Consider the following 18,898-nt stretch of genomic DNA (forward strand, 5'->3'; position numbering starts at 1 on the left):
CTTAGCTGTCATCGGCGTATTCCTGGCGCGGCGCCTCGCGGCGCCAGTCGGCTGCGGCCATGGCCGGGCCGCCCCCATACGGCCCGGGGCCGCCAATGCCGTGGCGGTTGCCGCGGCCGCGTTCGTATTCGGCGCGGTGGGTGTCGTCTTCCGCGCGGACCTGGCGCGGCGCCTGGGCCTGGTGGCGGTAGCGGTCGATCGCCTGGCGGTGATAGCCGAGGCCGACCGCGACATACTGCACAGCGTCGTGAACGTCGCTGTAGGGGTGGTTCTTGTCGGCTTCCGGGATGATGCGGCCGGCGGCGTCTTTCGTGCGCTTGAGGCGATAGGCGCCGTTGAAGCCGCGCACCAGCTTGCGGCAGCGGTTCGACACCAGCAGGCCTGGGGCGCGCTTGCCATCGATGACCAGCGGCATGAGCAATGCCGAACGCACCGCCAGCTGGCGGGTTTCTGGCAGGTTGGTTTCGCAGGCGCGGAACGAGATGCCGGTGACGGCCTGCATCACCATGGCCCAGCTGCGCTCATCCGTGGCGCTACGCGCGTTGCCGGCGGGATCATAATAGCAGCATTCGACGCGATGCCCGGGATAGCGCTGGCGCAGCACGGCATTGACGAGCTGGCCGAAGGCCTCGGCGCCCATGCCGCTATCCGGCGCGATGATCTCTTCGAGCACGCGGAGCTGGCCGAACAGATCCTGCTGGCAGACGACGACGGCGGAATGCAGCCCGGCATCGCCACCGAGCACCAGCGGCAGGCCCGGGATGGCAGGCAGGGCGCCGGGGAAGAGATGGAAGGGTTCGTCATACTCGGTGTAGACCGGGTCGCCATCGCGCAGGCCGGCCCATTCGTTGAGCAGCTTGGCGCGGATGAACCAGGCCGGCTGGCCGGCGACCTGGCCCTCGTAGTAGCCCGGGCGCAGGTTATCCAGGTTCTCGGCCGCCGGATTGAGCGTGAAGCCGGCGCCGGCGCGCAGCAAGGCCGGCGGCTGGCGGAAGAATTCCCAGCCCTCGGGGCGGGCTTCGACGAACTTATCGTAGAGCCAATGCTGATCATCGACGCCGTTGAAATCGAGACTGATCCCGGCCCAGCTGGCGCCCTCGAAACCGATGGCCGCTTCGCGCGCCGGATAGCGGCCGACACGGGAGCGCAGGTAGGTGAGCACCGTTTCGGGCAGGCCATCGGCCTCGTTCAGATAGCCGCTGGAGCCCTCCCAGCCCGGCAGCGCCTCGTCGGGCTTCTTCTCGCCCAGGCCGACGAATTCCTTGACCAGCTGCGCCGCCGTGCCGTCGCCGAGATCCCAGAGCAGCGTGTGGGTTGCCGGCACGCCGCCAGAACCGCCGGTCCAATGCCCCATGTTCTTCGGGCACCAGTAGAGCCAGGAGGGAATGGTGGTGCGCTCGAGATCGCGCTGGGTGGAACGGATGACGGCGTGCTTGACCTTGCGCAGATACAGGCGCTGGCCACCGACCAGCTCGTAATCGCGCGGGTGCGGCGCCTGGCGCATGACGCGGTAGACCGGATCGATCAGGCAGGCGCCGGTCTTGCCCGAACCGACCGGGCCCATGATGGCGCGCACATCGGCATTGCTGCGCAGGAACCGCTGCAGCGTCTGCGCCTTGGTGGTGTAGTTGCGGAAGCCGCTCATGCCCGCCCCCCGCCCCAAGCTGGATGCGAACCGTGTTCGCGGCCCGCGCCCGAGATCCCGGCGCCCCGGTGTCCCGGGCCCGCGAACCCGGCCGGTCCTGAATTTCGCGCCGGAAAATTCGGGGGGTATTTTGCACCAAGGGGCGGCAAACAGGGCGCGGCGGCTTGGGGGGGTGCCCCCTCGCGAAACGCATGCAGCCGGCGCATGGCGCGTGGCGCGAGCTGCGGATGGCGCATGGCTGGCGTCCGACCGACGCGCACAGCGGTTATTCGATCCGCCGCCTGGATCATGCTTTATCCCCGTTTTCCGGGCCGGATTGGTCCGCGTTCAACTGCCCGGCGTTCAACTCGACCGCCTGACCCTCGATAACCCCTTGATTTTGCTGGATCGGCACCATCGCCCCGAGATCGGGCAGCGCATCGCCCTCGGCCTGGCCCAACCAGCTGCTCGGATCGGCCAGCATGAGCACCGGCACGTTGCTGGTCACCTGCACCTCTACCGGCATCTTGCCCTGGACGTAGGGCAGCAGATCGGCGGCGGCCTCGCGCTGCAGCTTGAAGGCCTCGTACCGCGTGCAGCCCAGTTCGGCGGCCAGATCGCCGGTATCGCGGCTGTAGGTCTCGGCCAGCACCAAGGCCGGATGGCGGTAGCGCGAGAGGATGAATTCCCGCATCGCGCCGGTGCTCTTGTTCGTGGCGCCAGGCGGACGGCCGCGCCGCCCTGGCTCGCGCAGGACAGCGGTGCGATCCGCGCCAGCGGGCAGCGCACCGAGCGCATCGGCCGGATAGAGCGGCAGCTGCATCGGCGCCGGTTCGGGCTCGTGCAGCGCCTCGGCCTGCCCCAGCGCGGTCTTGAGCCCCGATTTCGCCCCCTCGCCCATTAAAACCCCAATATTTTATTGGTTTTCGGCGCAGACGCGGCCAGCAGGCAGGCAGGCAGGCACAGCGGCCTTACAGCGGCATGACTGCGCGTAAGACGCGTGTAATTCTGTAAGTCATTGGTCTTATTCATCTATTCACCATTTCTTACAATCTTACAAACTTACAATCACCATCCACCCGCCTGCGCCCGCACGCGCGCCCGCACATCTGCGGCTTGCCGCGTAAGTATGTAAGAGCGTAAGACCATTGATATTGTTGACTAAATCAACAAAACCGGCCTTACAGCGGCCTTACACTCCCCCAAACCCGGGCGCCAAGCCCACAACCAACGCGCGCAGGCGGCGCCAAACCGCGCGCGGATACCCTGTGTGACCGCCCACGGGCCGGGGCGAGGCAAAAAAATTTAAAACGGGAGATCATCATCTTCTCCCGGGCCTGGGCCTGCGGCCGCACCTCCGCCTGGCCATGGCTGGTCGAAGGGTAATGATGCGTCACCGCCCGCCGCGCGCCCCGGCGCGGCGTCCGCCGACCCGTTGCCATACTGCGCGGTGGCCGCACCGGCCGGCTGATCGCCGGCCTGGCCACCGCTGCCGGAGCCCGCCCCTCTGGCATACAGGGGCACGAGCACCACGCGCACAGCACCGCCGGCGATGGCATCGCCTTCGCCGCCCGACAGCCACAGCGGCCGCGGCGGCACCAGCGCACCAGGCAGGCGTTTCAGCGCCTGTGGCCACACGCCAGCGCCCCAGCGCCTATCCTTGAACACGGCCGCCAGGGCCGGATGCTTGTTGGCCACCGCCAGGAACGGCACGGCGATGCCGGGCGGCGGCTTATTGCCATAGAGCCGGTTGAGTTCCTTGAGGCCACACAGCCGCATCCCGAAGCCCTGCAGCACGGTCTGCGCCTCGGCCGCCTCGGTCATGGTGTACGGGATCTCGCGCCCCTCCGGCTTGGCGCCCACCGCCCGCTCGATCCATTCCGAAATCAGCTTGCGGCCGCCGCTGCGATACGGATCGATCGGCGAGAACATGAGATGCTGCCAGCATTCCTCTTCATCGCTCTGGCCGCCCGAGGTTTCCGACAGCTCATCGGCGCGCAGATGCTTGGCCCAGACGGTGAAGCCGTCATCGTCGGCATGTGGCAGCGCGTCATGCAGCACCAGGTCGGCACAGGCCAGCAGCGTGCCGAAAATATCGGCGCCGCGGCCGTCATGGCCGCCGCCGCCCTCGGCAATCGGCTTCATCAGCAGCGCGCGATACAGCGCCAGCGTCTCATCGAAGCGATGCCATTGCTGCGCCAGGCGGTCAGTCACCGCCTGTCCCATGGCGCGCCAGCGATCAGCCGCCATGTCCGGCGGCTGCTGGCCGGCCTTCAACTGCCCCAGCTCGACAATCAGCATGCGGCTGCGATCCTGCGGCATCAGGTTGGGCATCAGGATGCTGGCGCTCATGAACGAGCTGCGCGCCACGAACACCACGCCCTGGTGATCGCCGCCGCCGCGGCCGAAGCGGCCGCCGCTCACCGCGATGCGCATCAGCTGGATCATGCCGCGCACCCGCTGCGGGTTGCCCTCGTCACCATCATCGCCGTTCTCGTCCAGCAGCACCGGCCGCGTCGAGTATTTCAGCTGCTGGCGCACGCCGGCCTCGGTGGTGTTTTCCAGCTTCACCACGCCATGCTCGCCACCATGGAAATCATTGATGGCCTTCACCAGCCCGGTCTTGCCGGTGCCGCGCGAGCCCGTCAGCCATACCGCCGGCCGCACATCCAGCGCGCCGCCGATACGCTGGCTGGCCACGGCGCCGAGCAGCAGATGCGCGTCGATCTCGCCGCGCGCCAGGTTCCAGGTGTTGAAATCGGCGAGCAGCGCATCGCCCGGGTTCAGCGGCCTGCCCTTGGCATTGCGCGCGCCGCCGGCCGGCACCGGCCTGGCGCGCGGCCGCAGCTGCGCCTCGCCGGTGGGATAGAGATGCGGGCCATAGGTGCCGGCCTGCAGCCAGGTGGCGCTATAGCCGCTATCGCCGGGCTTGGCGCCGATGTAGATCTCGCTGCCGGCATGGATGATCAGCTCGCCGGCCGCGCCGCGCCAGGCGCCCACGCCGCGCACGCGCTCATACGGACTCCAGATCCCCAGCTTGCTGGCTTCCGCCACCAGCGCATCAGCCGCCTCTTCCGGTTTCCAGCCGGTAACGATCCAGTCTTCCTCGCCGGTATCTGGATCTTTCACCTTTTTCTTGCGCGGCCAGAATTCCTCCAGCAGGTAATTCTTGGTGCCGAACATGCCCATGATGTTGTTGCGGCTGTGATCCTTCCAGCTCAATTCCTGCAGCTGCCCTTGGGCATCCAGGTAGTAGCAGAGCTTGGCCATCACCCCGAGCGGCCGCACCGGGCAGCCATCGGGCAGGCGGTAGCGCCGGCCATCGTCATCCGGCGCGTCTCCGCCACCATCGTTCGGCGGCGCATCGCTTTCCAGCGGCGGCGCATCCTCGGCGCCCTCGCGCATAGAGCGGATATCCACCACCTTATTGTCGGTCATCGCTTAAAACTCCCCAGCCACCACAGCAACAACACACCCAGCCCGGCCAGCAGGCCGAGCGCACAGAGCAGCCGCAAACCCAGGTCTGTCATGCCGATTTCTCCCGCGCACTGGCCTGCAGCCAGTCATTCACATCCTTGAATTGCGGCGGCGGCCGGCACAGCCGCACGCGCTTGCCCTGCCGCTGCCACGCCTGCACCACGGCATCGGCGGCCATCTCGGCCGGCCCGCCCTGCTTGTCGTTCTGGCGCCAGAAATTCACCGTCGACACATTCTCCGGCCAGTCGATGCAGCCCATGTTGGAAAGCGAGATGCCGACGACAACGCGCGCATCCTCGCAATGCATCGCCACGCTGCCGCCGTCCTCGATGCCCTCGGTAATGTCGATCACCACATCGCCGCCGGCATCGCGCAGCGGCAGGCCGGGTTTCACTTCGCCGGTGGCGGGATCCACGCGCGTCCCGCGCCATAGCGGGATGAACCCGCCGCGCATCAGGCCCTGCACCTTTTTCGCATCCGGCACTGGCGCCTTGCCGACCGAGCCATCGGCCCGCGGTGCCAGCCAGGTGCGATGGATCGCCTTGAAGCGGCCCTCGAAATCGAAGATCGGCGCCACCATCGCCGGCCAGGTGCCGAGCAACTGCGGCTTGTCGCCACCGATCCAGTAGCCCAGGCCGGGATGGCAGCGCAAAGCCGTGATCCGCCCGGTCAACCGGCTGAAATCGATGCCGCGGCCGCGCAGATATAGCTCTGCCATACTGCCCGCGAAACGCGCGCTGCCGTTCAGCGTGCGATAGGCCTTCTCCCGCTTCTGCCTCGCCGAACGGTCAGGGCCTGGATCCCGCTTCTGCAAAGCCACCGCCTGGCGCGTGCGCGCCAGGGCATCGGCATCGCCGCCATCGATCCCCAGCCAGGCCTTGGCCCAGCGGATGGCCGCGACCTTGTCGCCGCCGCACACCGCCATGCGCACGAATTCCAGCATGTCGCCATGCATCGGCGCGGCCGAATTGAATTGCTTCCACACACCCTGCTTTTCGCCGGCGATGCACACCGACAATTCCGTGCCGGGCGCGCCGCTGAAATCCTTGGCCACCCATTCGCGCCCCTGGCGGCGGCCGCCGCGCAAAAGGTCCTGGCACAGATCCAGCGCGCGGGCATCCAGCATCCGCGCGATCTCGCCAACGCTGTGCAGGTGGCGGTTCTCACTCATCGCCCCGCCTCCCGCTGCTCAATCGCCTCGCGCGCCAGCCGGTCGGCCAGCACCTGGCGCGCCTCGGTGATGATGCAGGCCGCATTGCGTTCAAGTTCGGCGGCCCGCGCCAACACCGGGTGATGGCCAAAATCCATGCCGGCATCGAGCAGGCACTGCGCGCCGCCGTAGCGTTTCAGCGCCATCGACAGCACGCTGCAGCCCAGCGACACCTCGGCCTCCAGCTGCGGCGGCGCCAGCAGCACCCGCAGCGCCACCACCCGCGGCACGTCATCCCAATGCAAGGCCACCAACACCGGCCAGCCGAAGTAATCCCAATGCACCGTGATACCCAGCGCCGGCGCCGCCTGGGGAAGCTGCAACGGCACCGCATCGAGCCGATGCCGGCGGCGGCGAGCTTCCTGCGCCGCGCGCGCGGCCGGATCATCCGCCAGCGTTTCGCTGGCCCCCGGCATCGGCGGTGGCGTCACGCCGCTATAAAACATCGCCACCCCCCTCGCCCGTTTGCGCGCCGCGGCCCTCGCGCAGGCCCCGAACACGGTTCGCGCAGAAGGCTGCCAGGGCATGGGCATGCTCGGCCAGCCACAGCAGCGCATCCTCGGCCAGCCGCGACAGGCTATCGATGGCGCGTGCTGGCCACATCAAGTCCGCTCCCGCCGCAGCAGCGCCAGGTCGGCGCCCAGCGTGGCGATGCGCGCCTCCAGGCCGATCAGCGCCGCTTCATTCAGCGCAGCGCGCTGCGCCGCATCGTCGGGCGCCAGCACTTCGCCCACCAGGGCCGCGCCATGCAGCCGCCAGCCGCGCATCAGGTATTTGGCATAGGGTGCCTGGCCGCCGAGCCAGGCCTCGGCCGTGCGGGTTTCGCAGTCGAAATCCCGCGCGATCCGCTTGGCCTGGTGCGCGCCCGGATAGCGCCGCCGCAACGCCGCCGCCCAGCGCGGCCCGATTTCCGGCTCGGGGAAAGCGCCCGTAACCTGTCCCATGTCTTTGCTCCCATCGCTGCGCCAAAGTGAAAGGCGCAGCGGGAAACCGCCGCCTGGAGGCTTCAGGGACACGGTCAAACCCAGAGCCAGCTGCCGCGCCGGGGCTCCACCCCCGGCCGGCAGCAACTTCCCGAAAAGGTCACGGCCATAAGGATCGGCGTCAGCCATGCCCGCCTCCGCTACAATCGCGCTCCACCGACTCGGAGACAGAGATGGACAGCGAAGAAGCCCGGCGCTTCACCTTGAACGTCGTCGCGCAGCAGACGATAACGCGTGCGATACTGGTGCAGATGTTGCGCCACCACCCCATAGACCTCGACCCGGTCTGGCGGATGGTCGACGACATGCCGGCGGAATTGCGCGGGCTCTGCACCACGCTGCTGGCGGCGGTGGCGGAAGAAGCCGCCATGTCGCGCCACAACTGACCGGCACCGCCGGCCGGCAGCGGCAGATACCGCAGGCGCCCAGCCTCATCGTAATAGGCGATCGGGCCATCCGCCGGCACCAGCGGCCGCGCTCCCTTGCCGGGCCAGGCCAGTTCAAGCTGCCGGTTAAGATCGGCCCAATCGATATCAGCCATTAACCGCCTCCAAAAAATGCCCGGCCGGAGACTGCGCCCCGGCCGGGACCTGGAGTTGCCCATTCAAACCATGGGGAGGAACGGGTTTGAGCCCGGGCGGCAACAGGTCATCGGCAGTCACGCCGCCATCCGTCGCACCGATAATCCGGGCTTGTGTCGACTGGCTGCAGCCACCGCCATTGACGATGCGCCAGACCTGCATCCGCGACCTGCCGATCTGCCGGGCGAAGGCCGGAACAGTGATATCGTTTTTGTCGAGCCACTCGCGCAGGGTCACAACCGGGCCGCTAGTTTGGTTAAGATGGCCCGAAGTAACATTTTCAGTTACCCAATGTCAAGATGTAGTAACGATATCGGTTGCCGACTACCGTATCGTGCGGTGTTACATTGCCACCATGCGTAACCGACTGCGTGACCTCCGCCTTGACCGAGGCCTGACCCAGGAAGAACTGGCCGAGAAGCTTGGCACCACCAAGCAGCATCTGGGCCGGCTGGAGAACAGCAAATCGCGCCTCTCCACCGAATGGATCGAACGGCTGGCCGAGGCGCTGCAATGCCACCCGCTTGAATTGCTTGAGGATACGGTGCCGGCAGTGACGCCGGATGAAAAGGCCGTGCTTGAGCTGTATCGCGGCCTCGCAGAAGCCGACCGCAGGGCTTTTTTACAGATTGCTTCTTCGCTTCCGAAATCGGCCGGCAGCAATGCAGACGATGAAGGAGACCCCGCCTCGCGCCCTAAGCCGGCCGCGGCTTGAGCCGAGTCTGCGCCTCTTCTCAACCCATGGCGGCATGGCCGAGGATTGACGCTGCGCTAAAGCGTGCGGCGCGAACCATGTTCGCCCTGCTGTGCCTCTGCCTGGCCGGCAATGCACGCCTGCCTGCCGCCCTGGCCGCCGATATCACCGGCCCGGCTCAGGTGAAGGATGGCGACAGCCTCTACATCGCCGGCCGCGAGATCCGCCTGTTCGGCATCGATGCGCCGGAATGGCGCCAGGATTGCACCCGGCCGGGGCCGGATGGCAAGCCGCAGACCTGGCGCCCGGGCCAGCAGGCGGCGGCCTGGCTGAAATCCTGGCTCGCCGAACGCAGCGTTTCCTGCGCCACCGAAGCGATCGACAAATACAAGCGCGTGGTCGCCACCTGCTTTGTCGCCGGCGATGATATCGGCGCCCGGATGGTGTCCGAGGGCTGGGCTTATGCCTATACCCGCTATTCGCCGCGCTATGCGCCGCTGGAGGCCGAAGCCCGCGCCGCGCGGCGCGGCCTGCATGCCGGCAGCTGCGATGCGAAGCCCGAAGCCTTCAGGCACGGAGGGTGAGATGCTGCGTTATGTAGTGCCGATGATGCTTGTGCTTTGCGCAGAACCAACCGCAGCGCAATTCACCCTCAGACCTTTTCCAGAAATTCGTTCGGGGGCCACAACTCCTGAAGGCCGGGATGTCGAAAACTGCCTTTTTGCCGGCAGTTATCCAACTCTTACAATTTGCCGAGCCATCATCGTCGAAGCTGACCCTGTTCCCAAAATTTGGGAGTGGCTTAGACGAGACTGCCTGGATCGTCCGGATTTCTCCTATTGCAGCAAGTGGATTACAGCTCGCGCACCTCGTGACGAGGAACTAAGCATGACGTTCATTGGGAAGGCGCGCCTAGCCTTGATCCAGGCTTGCCGGGAAGAGAGTGACAGACCTCCCGGGTGCGGCTTCTTTTCTAGACGGTAACTATTTACGTTACTTTTTCACTTGACGCTTTGTAACTTATTGCGTTACCGATTAGGCCTCTCAACCCACGGAGGCCGAACATGCAAGTTTCACCCGTTGCCAGGAAATTCCCGCCAAGGGCGGTCAACGCCGAGGACGCCGCCATCGGCGGCCGCCTGCGTGCCGCCCGCGTGCTGGCCGGCTTGAGCCAGACCGTGCTGGGCGGCCGCGTCGGCATCAGCTTTCAGCAGATCCAGAAATACGAGAAGGGCCACAACCGCATCGGCGGCAGCCGGCTGCAGCAATTCGCCGAAATCCTGAATGTGCAGCCGGGCTATTTCTTCACGGCGACAGCCACAGATGCCGCCGCCCTGCCGGCCGAAAGCTTCGCCAACCGCCGCGAGGCGATCGAGATGATGCAGCTGTTCGGCGGCATCCAGGATCCCGCCGCGCGCCGGGCGCTGCGCACCATCGCCGCCGCCCTGGTCGGTATCAAGCTGGAGCCGCAGCCGATCGCCGTTGTAACCGAGGCGCGGGCGGCGCTGCCGCCCACCATCGACCTGGAGGCCGCATGATGGCCGCCAAGGTGGAGCATGCCCAGCCGGCGATAGACGGCCGCCACTTCCGCAGGCTGATGCGCAACGCGGCCGAGGGACCAACCCGCGACTGGCTCGGCGGCCTGGCCGGGGCACTCGTCGCTGCCACCCTCAAGGCCCTGCCGCCGGCGGACCGCATCGCCATGCTTGATGAAAGCGGCCCCAATGGCATCGGCATCGAGATCATCGCCTCGGCCGAACAGCGCGCCGCGCTGCTCACTCTGGCCGAGGCGATGCCGATGAAGCCGGCGCAGCAATCCGAGCGGAGGGCGTCATGAGCCGGCGCGGCAAGGCTAGCGTACCCGCGCCTGGCGTGATGCGCACACCCATCCCGCGCCAGCTCACCGAGGCCGAACAGGCCGATGTGGTCGCCCGCTATCTCGAAGTCGCCGCCAACCGCCACATGGCGCGCGGCAACGGCTTCAAGAGCGCCGGCGACAACGACGCCGCACAGGACGAGTTCGATTGTGCCGTGGCGCTGGAAAACGCCATGCGCATCCTGCGCCAGCACCGGCTGCTGCCACCACTCGAACAGCCGCGCGTGCCTCACAGCGGCCGGGTGTCGGCATGACCCCGGCCGCCGCACCCATCCACGACTGGCAGACCATGCGTGTCCTGTGCCGCCTGGAAGGCCGCTGCCTCGTCCGCCGCGCCGATAACAGCGCGGTCTGGATCATCACCCGGCCAACCCTCACCACCACCGCCACCACCGAAGCCGCCGCGAACACGGTTCGCCCCTTCGCCACCAGGAACACGGCCTGGCACGCGGAAGACATCCCTTACTGAAATCCGACCGAGGAAAACAGCCATGACCACCAAACTCCACCCCATCGACCGCGTGCTGGCCCTTATGCAGGCCCAAGGCATGAGCCAGCGCGGCCTTGAAACCCTCGCCGACCTCGGAACCGGCACTTTAAGCAAGGCCGCCAGCAAGACCGGCGCCGACCGCGCCGATGCCCTGTCGCTGCCCACCTTACGCGCTTTGGCGCACACGCTTGGCAGTAGCCTCTCTGCCCTGCTCGGCCTTGAGGGCCCGGCCGCCGCCAGTGTCGTCGCCGCCGAACAGGATCCCGCCGTCAGCCTGGTGCCACTGGCCTTGCTGCGGGCATCGCTGCTCAATCCGCGCAAGACGTTTGACCCGGCGGCGCTGGAAGAACTGGCCGACAGCATCGCGGCCCAGGGCCTGCTGCAGAACCTGGTGGTGCGCCAGGCCGGCGAAGGCGCCTATGAAATCGTTGCCGGCGAGCGCCGCTTCCGCGCGCTGGAAATCCTGGTGCGGCGCGGCACCATCGCCGCTGATTATCTGGTGCCGGTGCGCATCGTCACCGTGGATGATGGCCAGCACCTGGCCATGGCGCTGATCGAAAACCTGCAGCGCCGCGACATGGACCCGATCGACGAGGCCAACGGCTTCCTGCAGCTGCAGCAGCTCGACCCGAAAGCCTGGTCGGCCAAGAAGATCGGCGCGGCGCTGGGCTTCTCCGACCGCTACGTCCAGCAGCGCATCGCCCTGGTCACCAAGCTGCCCGAAGAGGCGCGCCAGGCGCTGGCGGAAAACAAGATCACCGTCAGCCAGGCCCGCGTCATCCTGCAGGCGCCGGAGGGAAACAAGGGTGATGTTCTATCCCGGGCGCTGCGGGAAGGCGGCGCCACAGTGGCCGAACTCGTCGGCGTTGCCAGCGATGACATGGTGCCGGTGGCCTATGCGATTTTCGACACCCGCGACTGCGGCCTGGAGACGACCGAGATTGGCGAAGACCAGTTCTTCACCGACAAAAAAGCATTTCTGAAACTGCAGATGAAAGCCGCCAGGGCCAAAGCCATTGAGCTGCGCAAGAACCACCACTTCGCCGAAGTCGTCGAGCATTTTGTCAGCTGGGAATACCCCGAGGCCGATGCCTTCACGAACCCTAAACTGGTCGGTGTGGTTCTTGTCGTTAATCCCTGGGATGGCGAATTCAGCCTGCACGAAAACCGCATCCGCCGGCCGGTACCTCGCGCCGCGGGTCCGATGAGCCCGGAAGCGCAGAAGAAGGCCGAAGACAAGGAAAAGGAATTCGAGCGCCAGCGCCGGGCGGTGATGAAGGCGAACGACCAGCTGCGCGCGGCGCTGCTGGCCGATCCGATCAACGCATTGCGGCTGGCTCTGCTGGATACCCTGACCGAGGATCCAATCTTCAACGCCCTCGGCGAAATGCCCTTCGATACTGCCGCCGCCAAGGAAGCCGGCATCACCCGGCACCTTGATGGACACACGGCCAAGCCGGGCAGCCTGGATGCCATCTGGCAGCAGCTTAAGACCCTGTCGCCATCCGCGCTCGCGCGGGTGATGGGCCTGGCGCTCGCCGCCAGCAATCCGGCCCTGTGCTACAGCGGGTCGAAGGAACTGGCGCCAGCCGCGTTCATCGCCGCCGAAGTATTCGGCGTCGAACTGCCGAAGCACCTGCTGCCCGAGCAGACCGACATTGAAACCGAGGCCGCGAAGGCTGGCGCCAAGACCACCGCCAAGAAGAGGGCCGCGTGATGGGCGCGCCAGAAGCCGACATTGTTGACGTCACCCCCAACGACGCCCACCGGGCTTTCCTCAAGGACCTGGCCGCCGCCATCACCGACGCCCACCGCCGGCATACCAACCTCAACAACCTTGAGGTCTTCGCCATCGTGGCGCAGCTGCTCGGCTGTCAGACGGTTGCCATCGCGGAAGCCAAACTGGTGACGGCCGACGAGGCCGTGCGGCTGCTGAACGCCAACATTGCCGAGGGCATCCGCCAGGCGCCGGCGGGCAAGTCGGCAAAGGCGGTGCATTGATGACCGCCTCGCCTCCGCCGCCCTGGGACTTGCGGCCGCCGGTGCCGGCGACGGTGCAGTCGCCGGCACCGGAACCACCACCGGCCGCCGCCGCTCGCAAAACACGCCACGAGCCAAGCTATCGCGGCCCGCGCGCCGCCAAGGTGTTCATGGGCGAAGGCGCCCGTGAACGGCCCTGCCTCTGCTGCAGGCGGGTCTTTCCCAGCGCCGGCAACCACAACCGCCTGTGCGACCATTGCGGGAGCCGCGCCGAATGAGCCATCCACCCGCCACCATCGTGGCCACCGCCACCAGCCTGCGGCTGGCCGGCCCGGCCGACCGCTTCCGCGTCTCGACCCACGGCGCGGACATGATCATCCGCATCGCCACCAGCGATGCCGGGCAGGCCGAGGCTATCGCCTTCGAGCTGGCCGAACAGCTCGCCACCGGCACCGCCCGCCTCACCCTCGAAAGGACCTGACAGATGAAGATGTATCTCGTGAAACTCCGCGGCAAGGATGCCGCGCTGTTCGCCGATGAGAGCATGGCGCATCACGCGGCGGGCCTGTCGGCCCGCACCATCTACTCGCCGCTCGCCGGCGCCATCGAGGACCTGCGCAAGGACCACCACGAACCCGGTGCCATCTACGACGTGATGACGGTTGATGTTCCCGACACCTGGTTCGGCAGCCGCCCCACGCCGATCACCCCCGAGAGCCGCATCGAGCGGCTAAACGCGGCCATCGATTTCGCGCTCGACGCCAACCACGAACCGGGCAACGGCGATGCCCTCGAATGGCTCCGGGATTGGCGCGATGGCGATGCCGAGGCCATGGCCGAACTTGAGCAGTATCTGCTGCAGCGTCAAAAGGAGGCCAGCCATGCCACGAGCTGATGGACAACCGCTTGCCCAGATCGGCCGCCTGGCGCTGCGCCACGAGGGCGACTGGTGGAACGCATACTATGCGATGCCCGGCACCATGGAGCGCGCCATCCTGCTGGGCTCCGTGCGTTTCACCGCCGTGATTGAAAACCCAGCGGTGAAGCAAGGCTTCATGGATCTGATGCGCGAACTCGTCGGTCGCATGATCGAGAAGCAAACCGGCCAGCGCCCCATCTGGCCAGGCGCCAGGCCAGCCCCAGAGCACGAGAGGTCCGGCAATGGCTGATAACATCAAGGCGTTCCGGGCCGATGGCCACACCGAACATTTCACCTGCACTGACTGCGGCCAGGAAGTGTGGCGGCTCTGCGCGCCGATGAACAGCCCGGCCAAATGCATCCACTGCCTGGAGTTTCCCGGCTGGCAGCAGAATGAGCAACTGGCGAGGATATTCGGCCATGGCTGACCCCGTCATTCCAGGCGATATCATCTGCACCTGCAAAACCTGCGTGACGGCCAGGCAGGCAAGCCAGACCAGCGTTCACACGTTCCAGCTCACCGGCACACCGCCCTACTGGACCTGCAACGAATGCGGCCGCAAGGTCTACAGCCATTGCAACCCGAACGGCCCGGCCATCTGCGACAGCTGCGCCGCGGAACCGGGCTGGCACCTGGCCGAAGATGCCGAAGATGACGAAGATGATGATTACGAGCCCGCCGATGACTGACGGCGTGATGCAGATGCCGGCGGCCGCCAAGGCGCCGGCGGCGGTGCTGCAGGAGCTTGAAACCCTGCGCACACTGCTCGGCTTCACCCTCGGTCTGTGCCAGAGCAAGGCCGAGGTGAATCACTTCCTGCGTACCAGCAAGCCGGCGCTGGCCTTGCTGGAGCAGAAGCTGCCCATCACCTTTGCCGCGTTCAAGGAATGTGTCATCGCCTTCCGCGCGGCGCTGCCCGATACATTACCCGAAGGCCAGGGCACCGGCGGCTTCACCCTCGCGCTTAGCGCGCGGACGCCACCCCAGCCGCCGGCCCTGCCCGATGCACCGCTCGACAGCGGCGAAGCCGACAGCGACCACCAAGGCACCGGCGACGAGGCCGCGCAGTGACCGAGCGGCCGTTGCAATGGACCATGGCCCAGGTGGCCGCCGAATTCGGCGGCCATTCAGCGCAATGGCTGCGGCAGCGGCTGAAAGACCATCCGGCATGGGCCGATTTTCCCAAGCCGGACCCGCGCACCGGGCTTTATCGGGTGTCGGAAGTCGTGGCATGGTCTGACCGGGCGGCGCCGGCGGCCATCCGTACCGGCCGGCAACGGCCGGAGCCCCGCACCGAGGCAGAGGTGACGGCAGCACTGGCAGGGAGACAAGTATGACCCAGATCAAGGTGCGGCACCTGGTGAGCCGCCGCAACAGCGACGGCAGCCTGCGCTACTACTGGAGCCCGAGCGCCACCTTGAAGGCGGCCGGCTTCGCCGTGGTGCGTCTGCCCGCCAGCCTGCCCGAAGCGATTGCCGCGGCCGAGGAATGGAATGCCAAGGCCGACGACTACTACCAGGGCACGCCGGCGCCGGCGGCCGCCAAGCCCGGCAGCATCGCCGCGCTGATATCGCTGTTCCTGCAATCCGACGAATTCAAAGCCTTGAAGCCGCGCAGCCGCGCGGACCACGAATACTATCTCGGCAAGCTCGAAGCCTATGCCGGCGAGCAGCCGTTTCAGCTGATCGGCCGCAAGGCCGCCAAGGAATGGCTGCGCAAGGTGAAAGCCAAGAGCGGGCCGGCGATGGCCTATCATTGCTACAGCAGCGCGCGGCGCCTGTTCAGCTATGCCGCCGACGAGGAATGGCGCAAGGACAACCCGTTCGCCGGCCTGAAAATCCCGGCGCCGAAAGAACGCGACGTGGTGTGGACGCCGGAGGAATACGAGGCCTTCCGCGTGGCCGCGGTGGCGGCCGGCCGGCGATCGATGGCGCTTGCCGCTACCATCGCGTTCAACCTGGCGCAGCGCGAACAGGATGTGCTGGCGATGAAATGGCCTGCCTATGACGGCAGCCGGATCCGCTTCGACCAGCTGAAAACCGCCAAGCCGATCGATGTGCGCTGTCTGCCCGACCTGAAAGCCTGGCTGGATGAAACCCTGGCCGCGCTGGCTGATGAGAACGTGCGGCCGCTGCACATCTTGATCGACGACAAGACGGGCCGGCCCTGGAACACCAACTCGTTCCAGCATTATTTCCCCGAGATCCGCAAGGCGGCCGGCCTGCGCAGCGAATTGCAGTTCAACGACTTCCGCCGCTCGGGCGCCACACGCCTTGGCGATGCCGGCTGCACCGACGACGAGATCCGCGCCATCACCGGGCACAAGACCCGCAACGTCGTCAGCCGCTATGTGCGGCCGACCACCACCCAGGCGGATAATGCAATGGATAAGGTGGCATCCTTGACCGCGGCGCGCGCGGCCCGTAAACAGTCCGGCGACCGCTGAAAGTTGAACGCGTTCACATCGGGTTCGGATTTTCAGTTGAACGTCACCGCTAGAATATAGCGGTAATCCGGCAAGGATGGGTGGCCGAGTGGTTTAAGGCAGCGGTCTTGAAAACCGCCGTACTCGCAAGGGTACCGTGAGTTCGAATCTCACCCCATCCGCCATCTCACAACCCCAGGCCATTCGTACTTCCGAGACGTCAGCATGCAGCGGCAGACCGCAGGCTGACCATGCGACATGCCTGCTGCTTACAAAAGCGCCAGGCGCCTATCCCCGATATGTCGATTGGATGGTTGTCTATGGCAGGCGGTATATGGCCTTCACATTCTCTACCGCCACCTTCTGTGCCAATTGCGGCGGCAGTTGCGACAGCAGATTTCGTGCTGCCTGAGTGAGCGGCACCGTCCGCTCCATGAAGATACTGCCAGCCGATGCTCTCTGGTTCTGTGCACCGGAGCCGCGCAGCCCGGTTGCCGACGAACCATAAAAGCGGTCGGTGCCAATCACGAACCGATCTGGAAATTCGGCGATAAGCCGTCGCCATTCCGGTCGCAGCCTGCCCTCGCCCGCCAGCGGCATGCTCGGCTGCGGCGATTGCGGCAGAGCTTTCAGGCTCATGTAAAGGTTCGGATGTTCCTGCATCATCCGCCGGATCAGGTCCACGCTTAGATCGCCGGTATGGTCGGCGCCGGCATGCGCCCAGACAATGCGAGCCCCCCGCTCATGAGCAAGAAGCCTCTCGAACTGCGCCAGATTTGGCACCAGCATCGGCGGATTACGCTGCGAAAGTTCCTTGAATTTTGGCAACGGCGGCATCGGCTGGATCACGAGATCCATATGCAGGTCGATCACCACATTGCGTTTTGCCGCGATCTCGACCAAGAGCAGGAAAAGCGGGTGATCCGGGCGTGCGCGGTGATAGGCATGGGCGTCGGCGTGGGATAAGTGGGTGGCTGCCATTTCGCCAAAGCCAATAGCGCCCGCGTCAATGATGCCATTGGCGATATCGGTAAATTTCTGTTTGGTGGCCTCACTCACCATCTCGGCATCGGGATCGAGCAGGATCATTGGATTCAGCGTGCCGCCGCCGCCAAGGAAGGTGAAGCGGTCTGGGTGCTTTTTAACCGCATCGGCAAAATCGGCGATATCGTAGACATTGCCGCCAGGCGGCTGCGGCGTCGGCATTATGATAGCCAAGCCGATATCATTCTTATCCATGTCGGCCAAGGCAACGCGCACCGCTCCAACCCAGTCGCCGGTGGTATTGGTTACACCACTGACCAAGTGCACATGGGTATCAAGCCAGCGCGGCACCTCCCCTTTGATCCGTGGGCCAGCGCCCTCCTCCCGCGCCATGCCACCCTGGCCGCCGCCCTGGCCGCCGCCATGTGCGCCACCTGCTGCGGGGCCTTCGCCTTGTTGCATGCCCTGGCGGCGCATCGGCTGCGCTTCCGCCATCGATACGAATGCCAAAGACAAGACGCCCATCCCGACGGCCGCTGCTATACAGGTGCCAGCCAGCGTTTTCTGCAAACTCTTCATCATCATTTTCCCTGTGAATGCGGCATTTCTGCCGGACCACTGCTGCAACGCCGATTCATGCAACACAGCCACTGTGTGAAATTACGCGACTGAAACAGGAAAACAAGCAAGACAGGTCTAATACTGGCTGGATTTCCGCAAAAAATGTGAAGAATGGGTGTGCAATGCCAGGGGGCAAAGTTACTTTGCAACAAGCAGGTTGCAGCCTGGAAAACCAACAAAGCCAGAGAGAGCAAAGTTGAAAAACTTAATGGGCCAAAACACCCAGCCCTCCCGAATCAAGGGCTGACCGACTCCACCGCCTGGCTATCGGTCGCGGGGTGAAAACTGGTCCAGTGGTTTGAGGCAGCGGTCTTGAAAACCGCTTGTATCCCTGGAAGTTCAACCTTTTCTTGGTTTCCAGCAGGATATAGCGCGCTCGATGACTGACAGCGGAACACTCGACACAAATACCCCAAAGTCCAAAAAGCATCATGCCCGGGCGATGACCCGGGCATGATCCGCAATCGGCATACTGAAGCGCCGGTATTACCAGGTGCTGTTTGTCTTTGTCAGCGCAGTCGACTTCACCTTGCCTTCCGGGTCGTAGGTAACCGTCAGCATATTCATCTGCACCACCTTGCGCTGATAGCTGGTGAAGGTGTGGGAAAAGATCTGAACCGTCGTGCCGTCGGAATTGCTCGATGTCGTCTTCGGCACGCCCAGCGACTGCATCACGCGGTCGCGGCCAGTGCCAACGGGGAACATCGTCTTGAGCATGTTGTCGTCAGCCGAAGCCAAAATCACAGGGCCTTCGGATTTGTCCGCCAGCGCTCCGCCTGGAGCGTACATGTTATAGGTCGGATCAGGATAGACGCACCCATTGAGAACCAACCCGCAAAGCAGCACAGCACTCACTGTTACAAACTTCTTCACTGCATCCCCCAATGTTTCTAAAACTGCCTTGGATACCATGTGCGAATCCAAGTACGCGGCAATTCTCGACGTAACACTGTGCCCGTACAATCATGTGAACAGCATGCATGAGAGTCGGCGCGGCTAATTTCGGAGACGTTGCCGAAATGCCACATTTTGC

The 18,898-nt window shown here is 65.5% G+C and carries 28 protein-coding genes and 2 tRNA genes; 19 read left to right on the forward strand and 11 right to left on the reverse strand.

All coding sequences use genetic code 11. The features are described 5' to 3' along the window. Position 1: 1 nt before the first annotated feature. From ACQY7X_RS20135 to ACQY7X_RS20175, 9 genes are all read right to left on the reverse strand, one after another. Positions 2 to 1,645: a hypothetical protein gene (locus ACQY7X_RS20135; RefSeq protein WP_428247233.1), complete on the reverse strand. Its 1,644-nt coding sequence runs from the start codon at positions 1,643 to 1,645 to the stop codon at positions 2 to 4. Positions 1,646 to 1,931: 286 nt separating this feature from the next. Then, on the reverse strand, positions 1,932 to 2,525 hold the full coding sequence (locus tag ACQY7X_RS20140; protein WP_428247235.1) for a hypothetical protein: 594 nt from the start codon (positions 2,523 to 2,525) through the stop codon (positions 1,932 to 1,934). Between the two features lie 404 nt (positions 2,526 to 2,929). Then, on the reverse strand, positions 2,930 to 5,062 hold the full coding sequence (locus ACQY7X_RS20145) for a hypothetical protein (RefSeq protein WP_428247237.1): 2,133 nt from the start codon (positions 5,060 to 5,062) through the stop codon (positions 2,930 to 2,932). A gap of 88 nt (positions 5,063 to 5,150) precedes the next feature. Next, on the reverse strand, positions 5,151 to 6,272 hold the full coding sequence (locus ACQY7X_RS20150; RefSeq protein ID WP_428247239.1) for a DUF7146 domain-containing protein: 1,122 nt from the start codon (positions 6,270 to 6,272) through the stop codon (positions 5,151 to 5,153). After that, positions 6,269 to 6,757, reverse strand: coding sequence for a hypothetical protein (locus ACQY7X_RS20155; RefSeq protein ID WP_428247240.1), 489 nt, complete (start codon positions 6,755 to 6,757; stop codon positions 6,269 to 6,271). Before ACQY7X_RS20155 ends, ACQY7X_RS20150 begins: the two co-directional genes overlap by 4 nt. Continuing rightward, positions 6,747 to 6,914 carry a hypothetical protein gene (locus tag ACQY7X_RS20160; protein ID WP_428247242.1) on the reverse strand — a complete coding sequence of 56 codons (168 nt, stop codon included), beginning with the start codon at positions 6,912 to 6,914 and terminating at the stop codon, positions 6,747 to 6,749. The genes ACQY7X_RS20155 and ACQY7X_RS20160 overlap by 11 nt, the downstream gene beginning before the upstream one ends. After that, on the reverse strand, positions 6,914 to 7,255 hold the full coding sequence (locus ACQY7X_RS20165) for a hypothetical protein (RefSeq protein WP_428247244.1): 342 nt from the start codon (positions 7,253 to 7,255) through the stop codon (positions 6,914 to 6,916). The genes ACQY7X_RS20160 and ACQY7X_RS20165 overlap by 1 nt, the downstream gene beginning before the upstream one ends. A 160-nt stretch (positions 7,256 to 7,415) precedes the next feature. After that, entirely contained in the window at positions 7,416 to 7,835 is a 420-nt protein-coding gene (locus tag ACQY7X_RS20170) for a hypothetical protein (protein WP_428247245.1), read from the reverse strand. Continuing rightward, positions 7,828 to 8,112: a hypothetical protein gene (locus ACQY7X_RS20175; RefSeq protein ID WP_428247247.1), complete on the reverse strand. Its 285-nt coding sequence runs from the start codon at positions 8,110 to 8,112 to the stop codon at positions 7,828 to 7,830. The genes ACQY7X_RS20170 and ACQY7X_RS20175 overlap by 8 nt, the downstream gene beginning before the upstream one ends. Before the next feature lie 118 nt (positions 8,113 to 8,230). On the opposite strand from ACQY7X_RS20175, the gene ACQY7X_RS20180 reads away from it, so the two are divergent. The 18 genes from ACQY7X_RS20180 to ACQY7X_RS20265 all read left to right on the forward strand — a co-directional run bounded on the left by ACQY7X_RS20180 (position 8,231) and on the right by ACQY7X_RS20265 (position 16,445). Further along, a complete protein-coding gene (locus ACQY7X_RS20180) occupies positions 8,231 to 8,590 on the forward strand; it encodes a helix-turn-helix domain-containing protein (protein WP_428247248.1) in 360 nt (119 codons plus the stop codon). A 77-nt stretch (positions 8,591 to 8,667) separates the two neighbouring features. Then, positions 8,668 to 9,153 carry a thermonuclease family protein gene (locus ACQY7X_RS20185; RefSeq protein ID WP_428247250.1) on the forward strand — a complete coding sequence of 162 codons (486 nt, stop codon included), beginning with the start codon at positions 8,668 to 8,670 and terminating at the stop codon, positions 9,151 to 9,153. A gap of 480 nt (positions 9,154 to 9,633) precedes the next feature. Continuing rightward, positions 9,634 to 10,107, forward strand: a complete 474-nt coding sequence (locus ACQY7X_RS20190; RefSeq protein WP_428247251.1) for a helix-turn-helix domain-containing protein — start codon at positions 9,634 to 9,636, stop codon at positions 10,105 to 10,107. Continuing rightward, positions 10,104 to 10,406: a hypothetical protein gene (locus ACQY7X_RS20195; RefSeq protein ID WP_428247253.1), complete on the forward strand. Its 303-nt coding sequence runs from the start codon at positions 10,104 to 10,106 to the stop codon at positions 10,404 to 10,406. The genes ACQY7X_RS20190 and ACQY7X_RS20195 overlap by 4 nt, the downstream gene beginning before the upstream one ends. Continuing rightward, a complete protein-coding gene (locus tag ACQY7X_RS20200) occupies positions 10,403 to 10,699 on the forward strand; it encodes a hypothetical protein (protein WP_428247254.1) in 297 nt (98 codons plus the stop codon). Before ACQY7X_RS20195 ends, ACQY7X_RS20200 begins: the two co-directional genes overlap by 4 nt. Beyond that, complete coding sequence (locus tag ACQY7X_RS20205) at positions 10,696 to 10,914, forward strand: hypothetical protein (protein ID WP_428247255.1); 219 nt, start codon at positions 10,696 to 10,698, stop codon at positions 10,912 to 10,914. The genes ACQY7X_RS20200 and ACQY7X_RS20205 overlap by 4 nt, the downstream gene beginning before the upstream one ends. Positions 10,915 to 10,936: 22 nt before the next feature. Further along, the gene (locus ACQY7X_RS20210; RefSeq protein WP_428247257.1) at positions 10,937 to 12,652 is read left to right on the forward strand and encodes a ParB/RepB/Spo0J family partition protein; all 1,716 of its coding nucleotides are present in this window, start codon (positions 10,937 to 10,939) and stop codon (positions 12,650 to 12,652) included. Further along, positions 12,652 to 12,936: a hypothetical protein gene (locus ACQY7X_RS20215; protein WP_428247258.1), complete on the forward strand. Its 285-nt coding sequence runs from the start codon at positions 12,652 to 12,654 to the stop codon at positions 12,934 to 12,936. Before ACQY7X_RS20210 ends, ACQY7X_RS20215 begins: the two co-directional genes overlap by 1 nt. Next, entirely contained in the window at positions 12,936 to 13,193 is a 258-nt protein-coding gene (locus ACQY7X_RS20220; protein ID WP_428247259.1) for a hypothetical protein, read from the forward strand. The genes ACQY7X_RS20215 and ACQY7X_RS20220 overlap by 1 nt, the downstream gene beginning before the upstream one ends. Then, on the forward strand, positions 13,190 to 13,396 hold the full coding sequence (locus ACQY7X_RS20225) for a hypothetical protein (protein WP_428247260.1): 207 nt from the start codon (positions 13,190 to 13,192) through the stop codon (positions 13,394 to 13,396). The genes ACQY7X_RS20220 and ACQY7X_RS20225 overlap by 4 nt, the downstream gene beginning before the upstream one ends. 3 nt (positions 13,397 to 13,399) lie before the next feature. Continuing rightward, positions 13,400 to 13,810, forward strand: a complete 411-nt coding sequence (locus ACQY7X_RS20230; protein WP_428247261.1) for a hypothetical protein — start codon at positions 13,400 to 13,402, stop codon at positions 13,808 to 13,810. Further along, positions 13,797 to 14,084: a hypothetical protein gene (locus ACQY7X_RS20235; protein WP_428247263.1), complete on the forward strand. Its 288-nt coding sequence runs from the start codon at positions 13,797 to 13,799 to the stop codon at positions 14,082 to 14,084. The genes ACQY7X_RS20230 and ACQY7X_RS20235 overlap by 14 nt, the downstream gene beginning before the upstream one ends. Then, positions 14,077 to 14,262 (forward strand): hypothetical protein, encoded by a 186-nt coding sequence (locus tag ACQY7X_RS20240; RefSeq protein ID WP_428247265.1) that lies wholly within the window; start codon positions 14,077 to 14,079, stop codon positions 14,260 to 14,262. The genes ACQY7X_RS20235 and ACQY7X_RS20240 overlap by 8 nt, the downstream gene beginning before the upstream one ends. Continuing rightward, positions 14,255 to 14,524, forward strand: a complete 270-nt coding sequence (locus ACQY7X_RS20245) for a hypothetical protein (RefSeq protein ID WP_428247266.1) — start codon at positions 14,255 to 14,257, stop codon at positions 14,522 to 14,524. The genes ACQY7X_RS20240 and ACQY7X_RS20245 overlap by 8 nt, the downstream gene beginning before the upstream one ends. After that, entirely contained in the window at positions 14,496 to 14,906 is a 411-nt protein-coding gene (locus ACQY7X_RS20250) for a hypothetical protein (protein ID WP_428247268.1), read from the forward strand. Before ACQY7X_RS20245 ends, ACQY7X_RS20250 begins: the two co-directional genes overlap by 29 nt. Continuing rightward, positions 14,903 to 15,172: a hypothetical protein gene (locus ACQY7X_RS20255; protein ID WP_428247269.1), complete on the forward strand. Its 270-nt coding sequence runs from the start codon at positions 14,903 to 14,905 to the stop codon at positions 15,170 to 15,172. The genes ACQY7X_RS20250 and ACQY7X_RS20255 overlap by 4 nt, the downstream gene beginning before the upstream one ends. Continuing rightward, complete coding sequence (locus ACQY7X_RS20260) at positions 15,169 to 16,281, forward strand: tyrosine-type recombinase/integrase (protein ID WP_428247270.1); 1,113 nt, start codon at positions 15,169 to 15,171, stop codon at positions 16,279 to 16,281. The genes ACQY7X_RS20255 and ACQY7X_RS20260 overlap by 4 nt, the downstream gene beginning before the upstream one ends. A gap of 74 nt (positions 16,282 to 16,355) precedes the next feature. Further along, positions 16,356 to 16,445, forward strand: a tRNA-Ser gene (locus ACQY7X_RS20265). A gap of 133 nt (positions 16,446 to 16,578) precedes the next feature. Here the strand turns inward: ACQY7X_RS20265 and ACQY7X_RS20270 are convergent. Then, positions 16,579 to 17,871: an amidohydrolase family protein gene (locus ACQY7X_RS20270; RefSeq protein ID WP_428247271.1), complete on the reverse strand. Its 1,293-nt coding sequence runs from the start codon at positions 17,869 to 17,871 to the stop codon at positions 16,579 to 16,581. Between the two features lie 277 nt (positions 17,872 to 18,148). Between ACQY7X_RS20270 and ACQY7X_RS20275 the strand changes: the two genes are divergently transcribed. Then, a tRNA-Ser gene (locus ACQY7X_RS20275) sits at positions 18,149 to 18,225 on the forward strand. Between the two features lie 126 nt (positions 18,226 to 18,351). Here ACQY7X_RS20275 and ACQY7X_RS20280 read toward each other — a convergent pair. After that, a complete protein-coding gene (locus ACQY7X_RS20280; RefSeq protein WP_428247272.1) occupies positions 18,352 to 18,777 on the reverse strand; it encodes a hypothetical protein in 426 nt (141 codons plus the stop codon). Positions 18,778 to 18,898: the final 121 nt, after the last annotated feature.

This window comes from Ferrovibrio sp. (genome assembly GCF_965278975.1).
GTDB lineage: Bacteria > Pseudomonadota > Alphaproteobacteria > Ferrovibrionales > Ferrovibrionaceae > Ferrovibrio.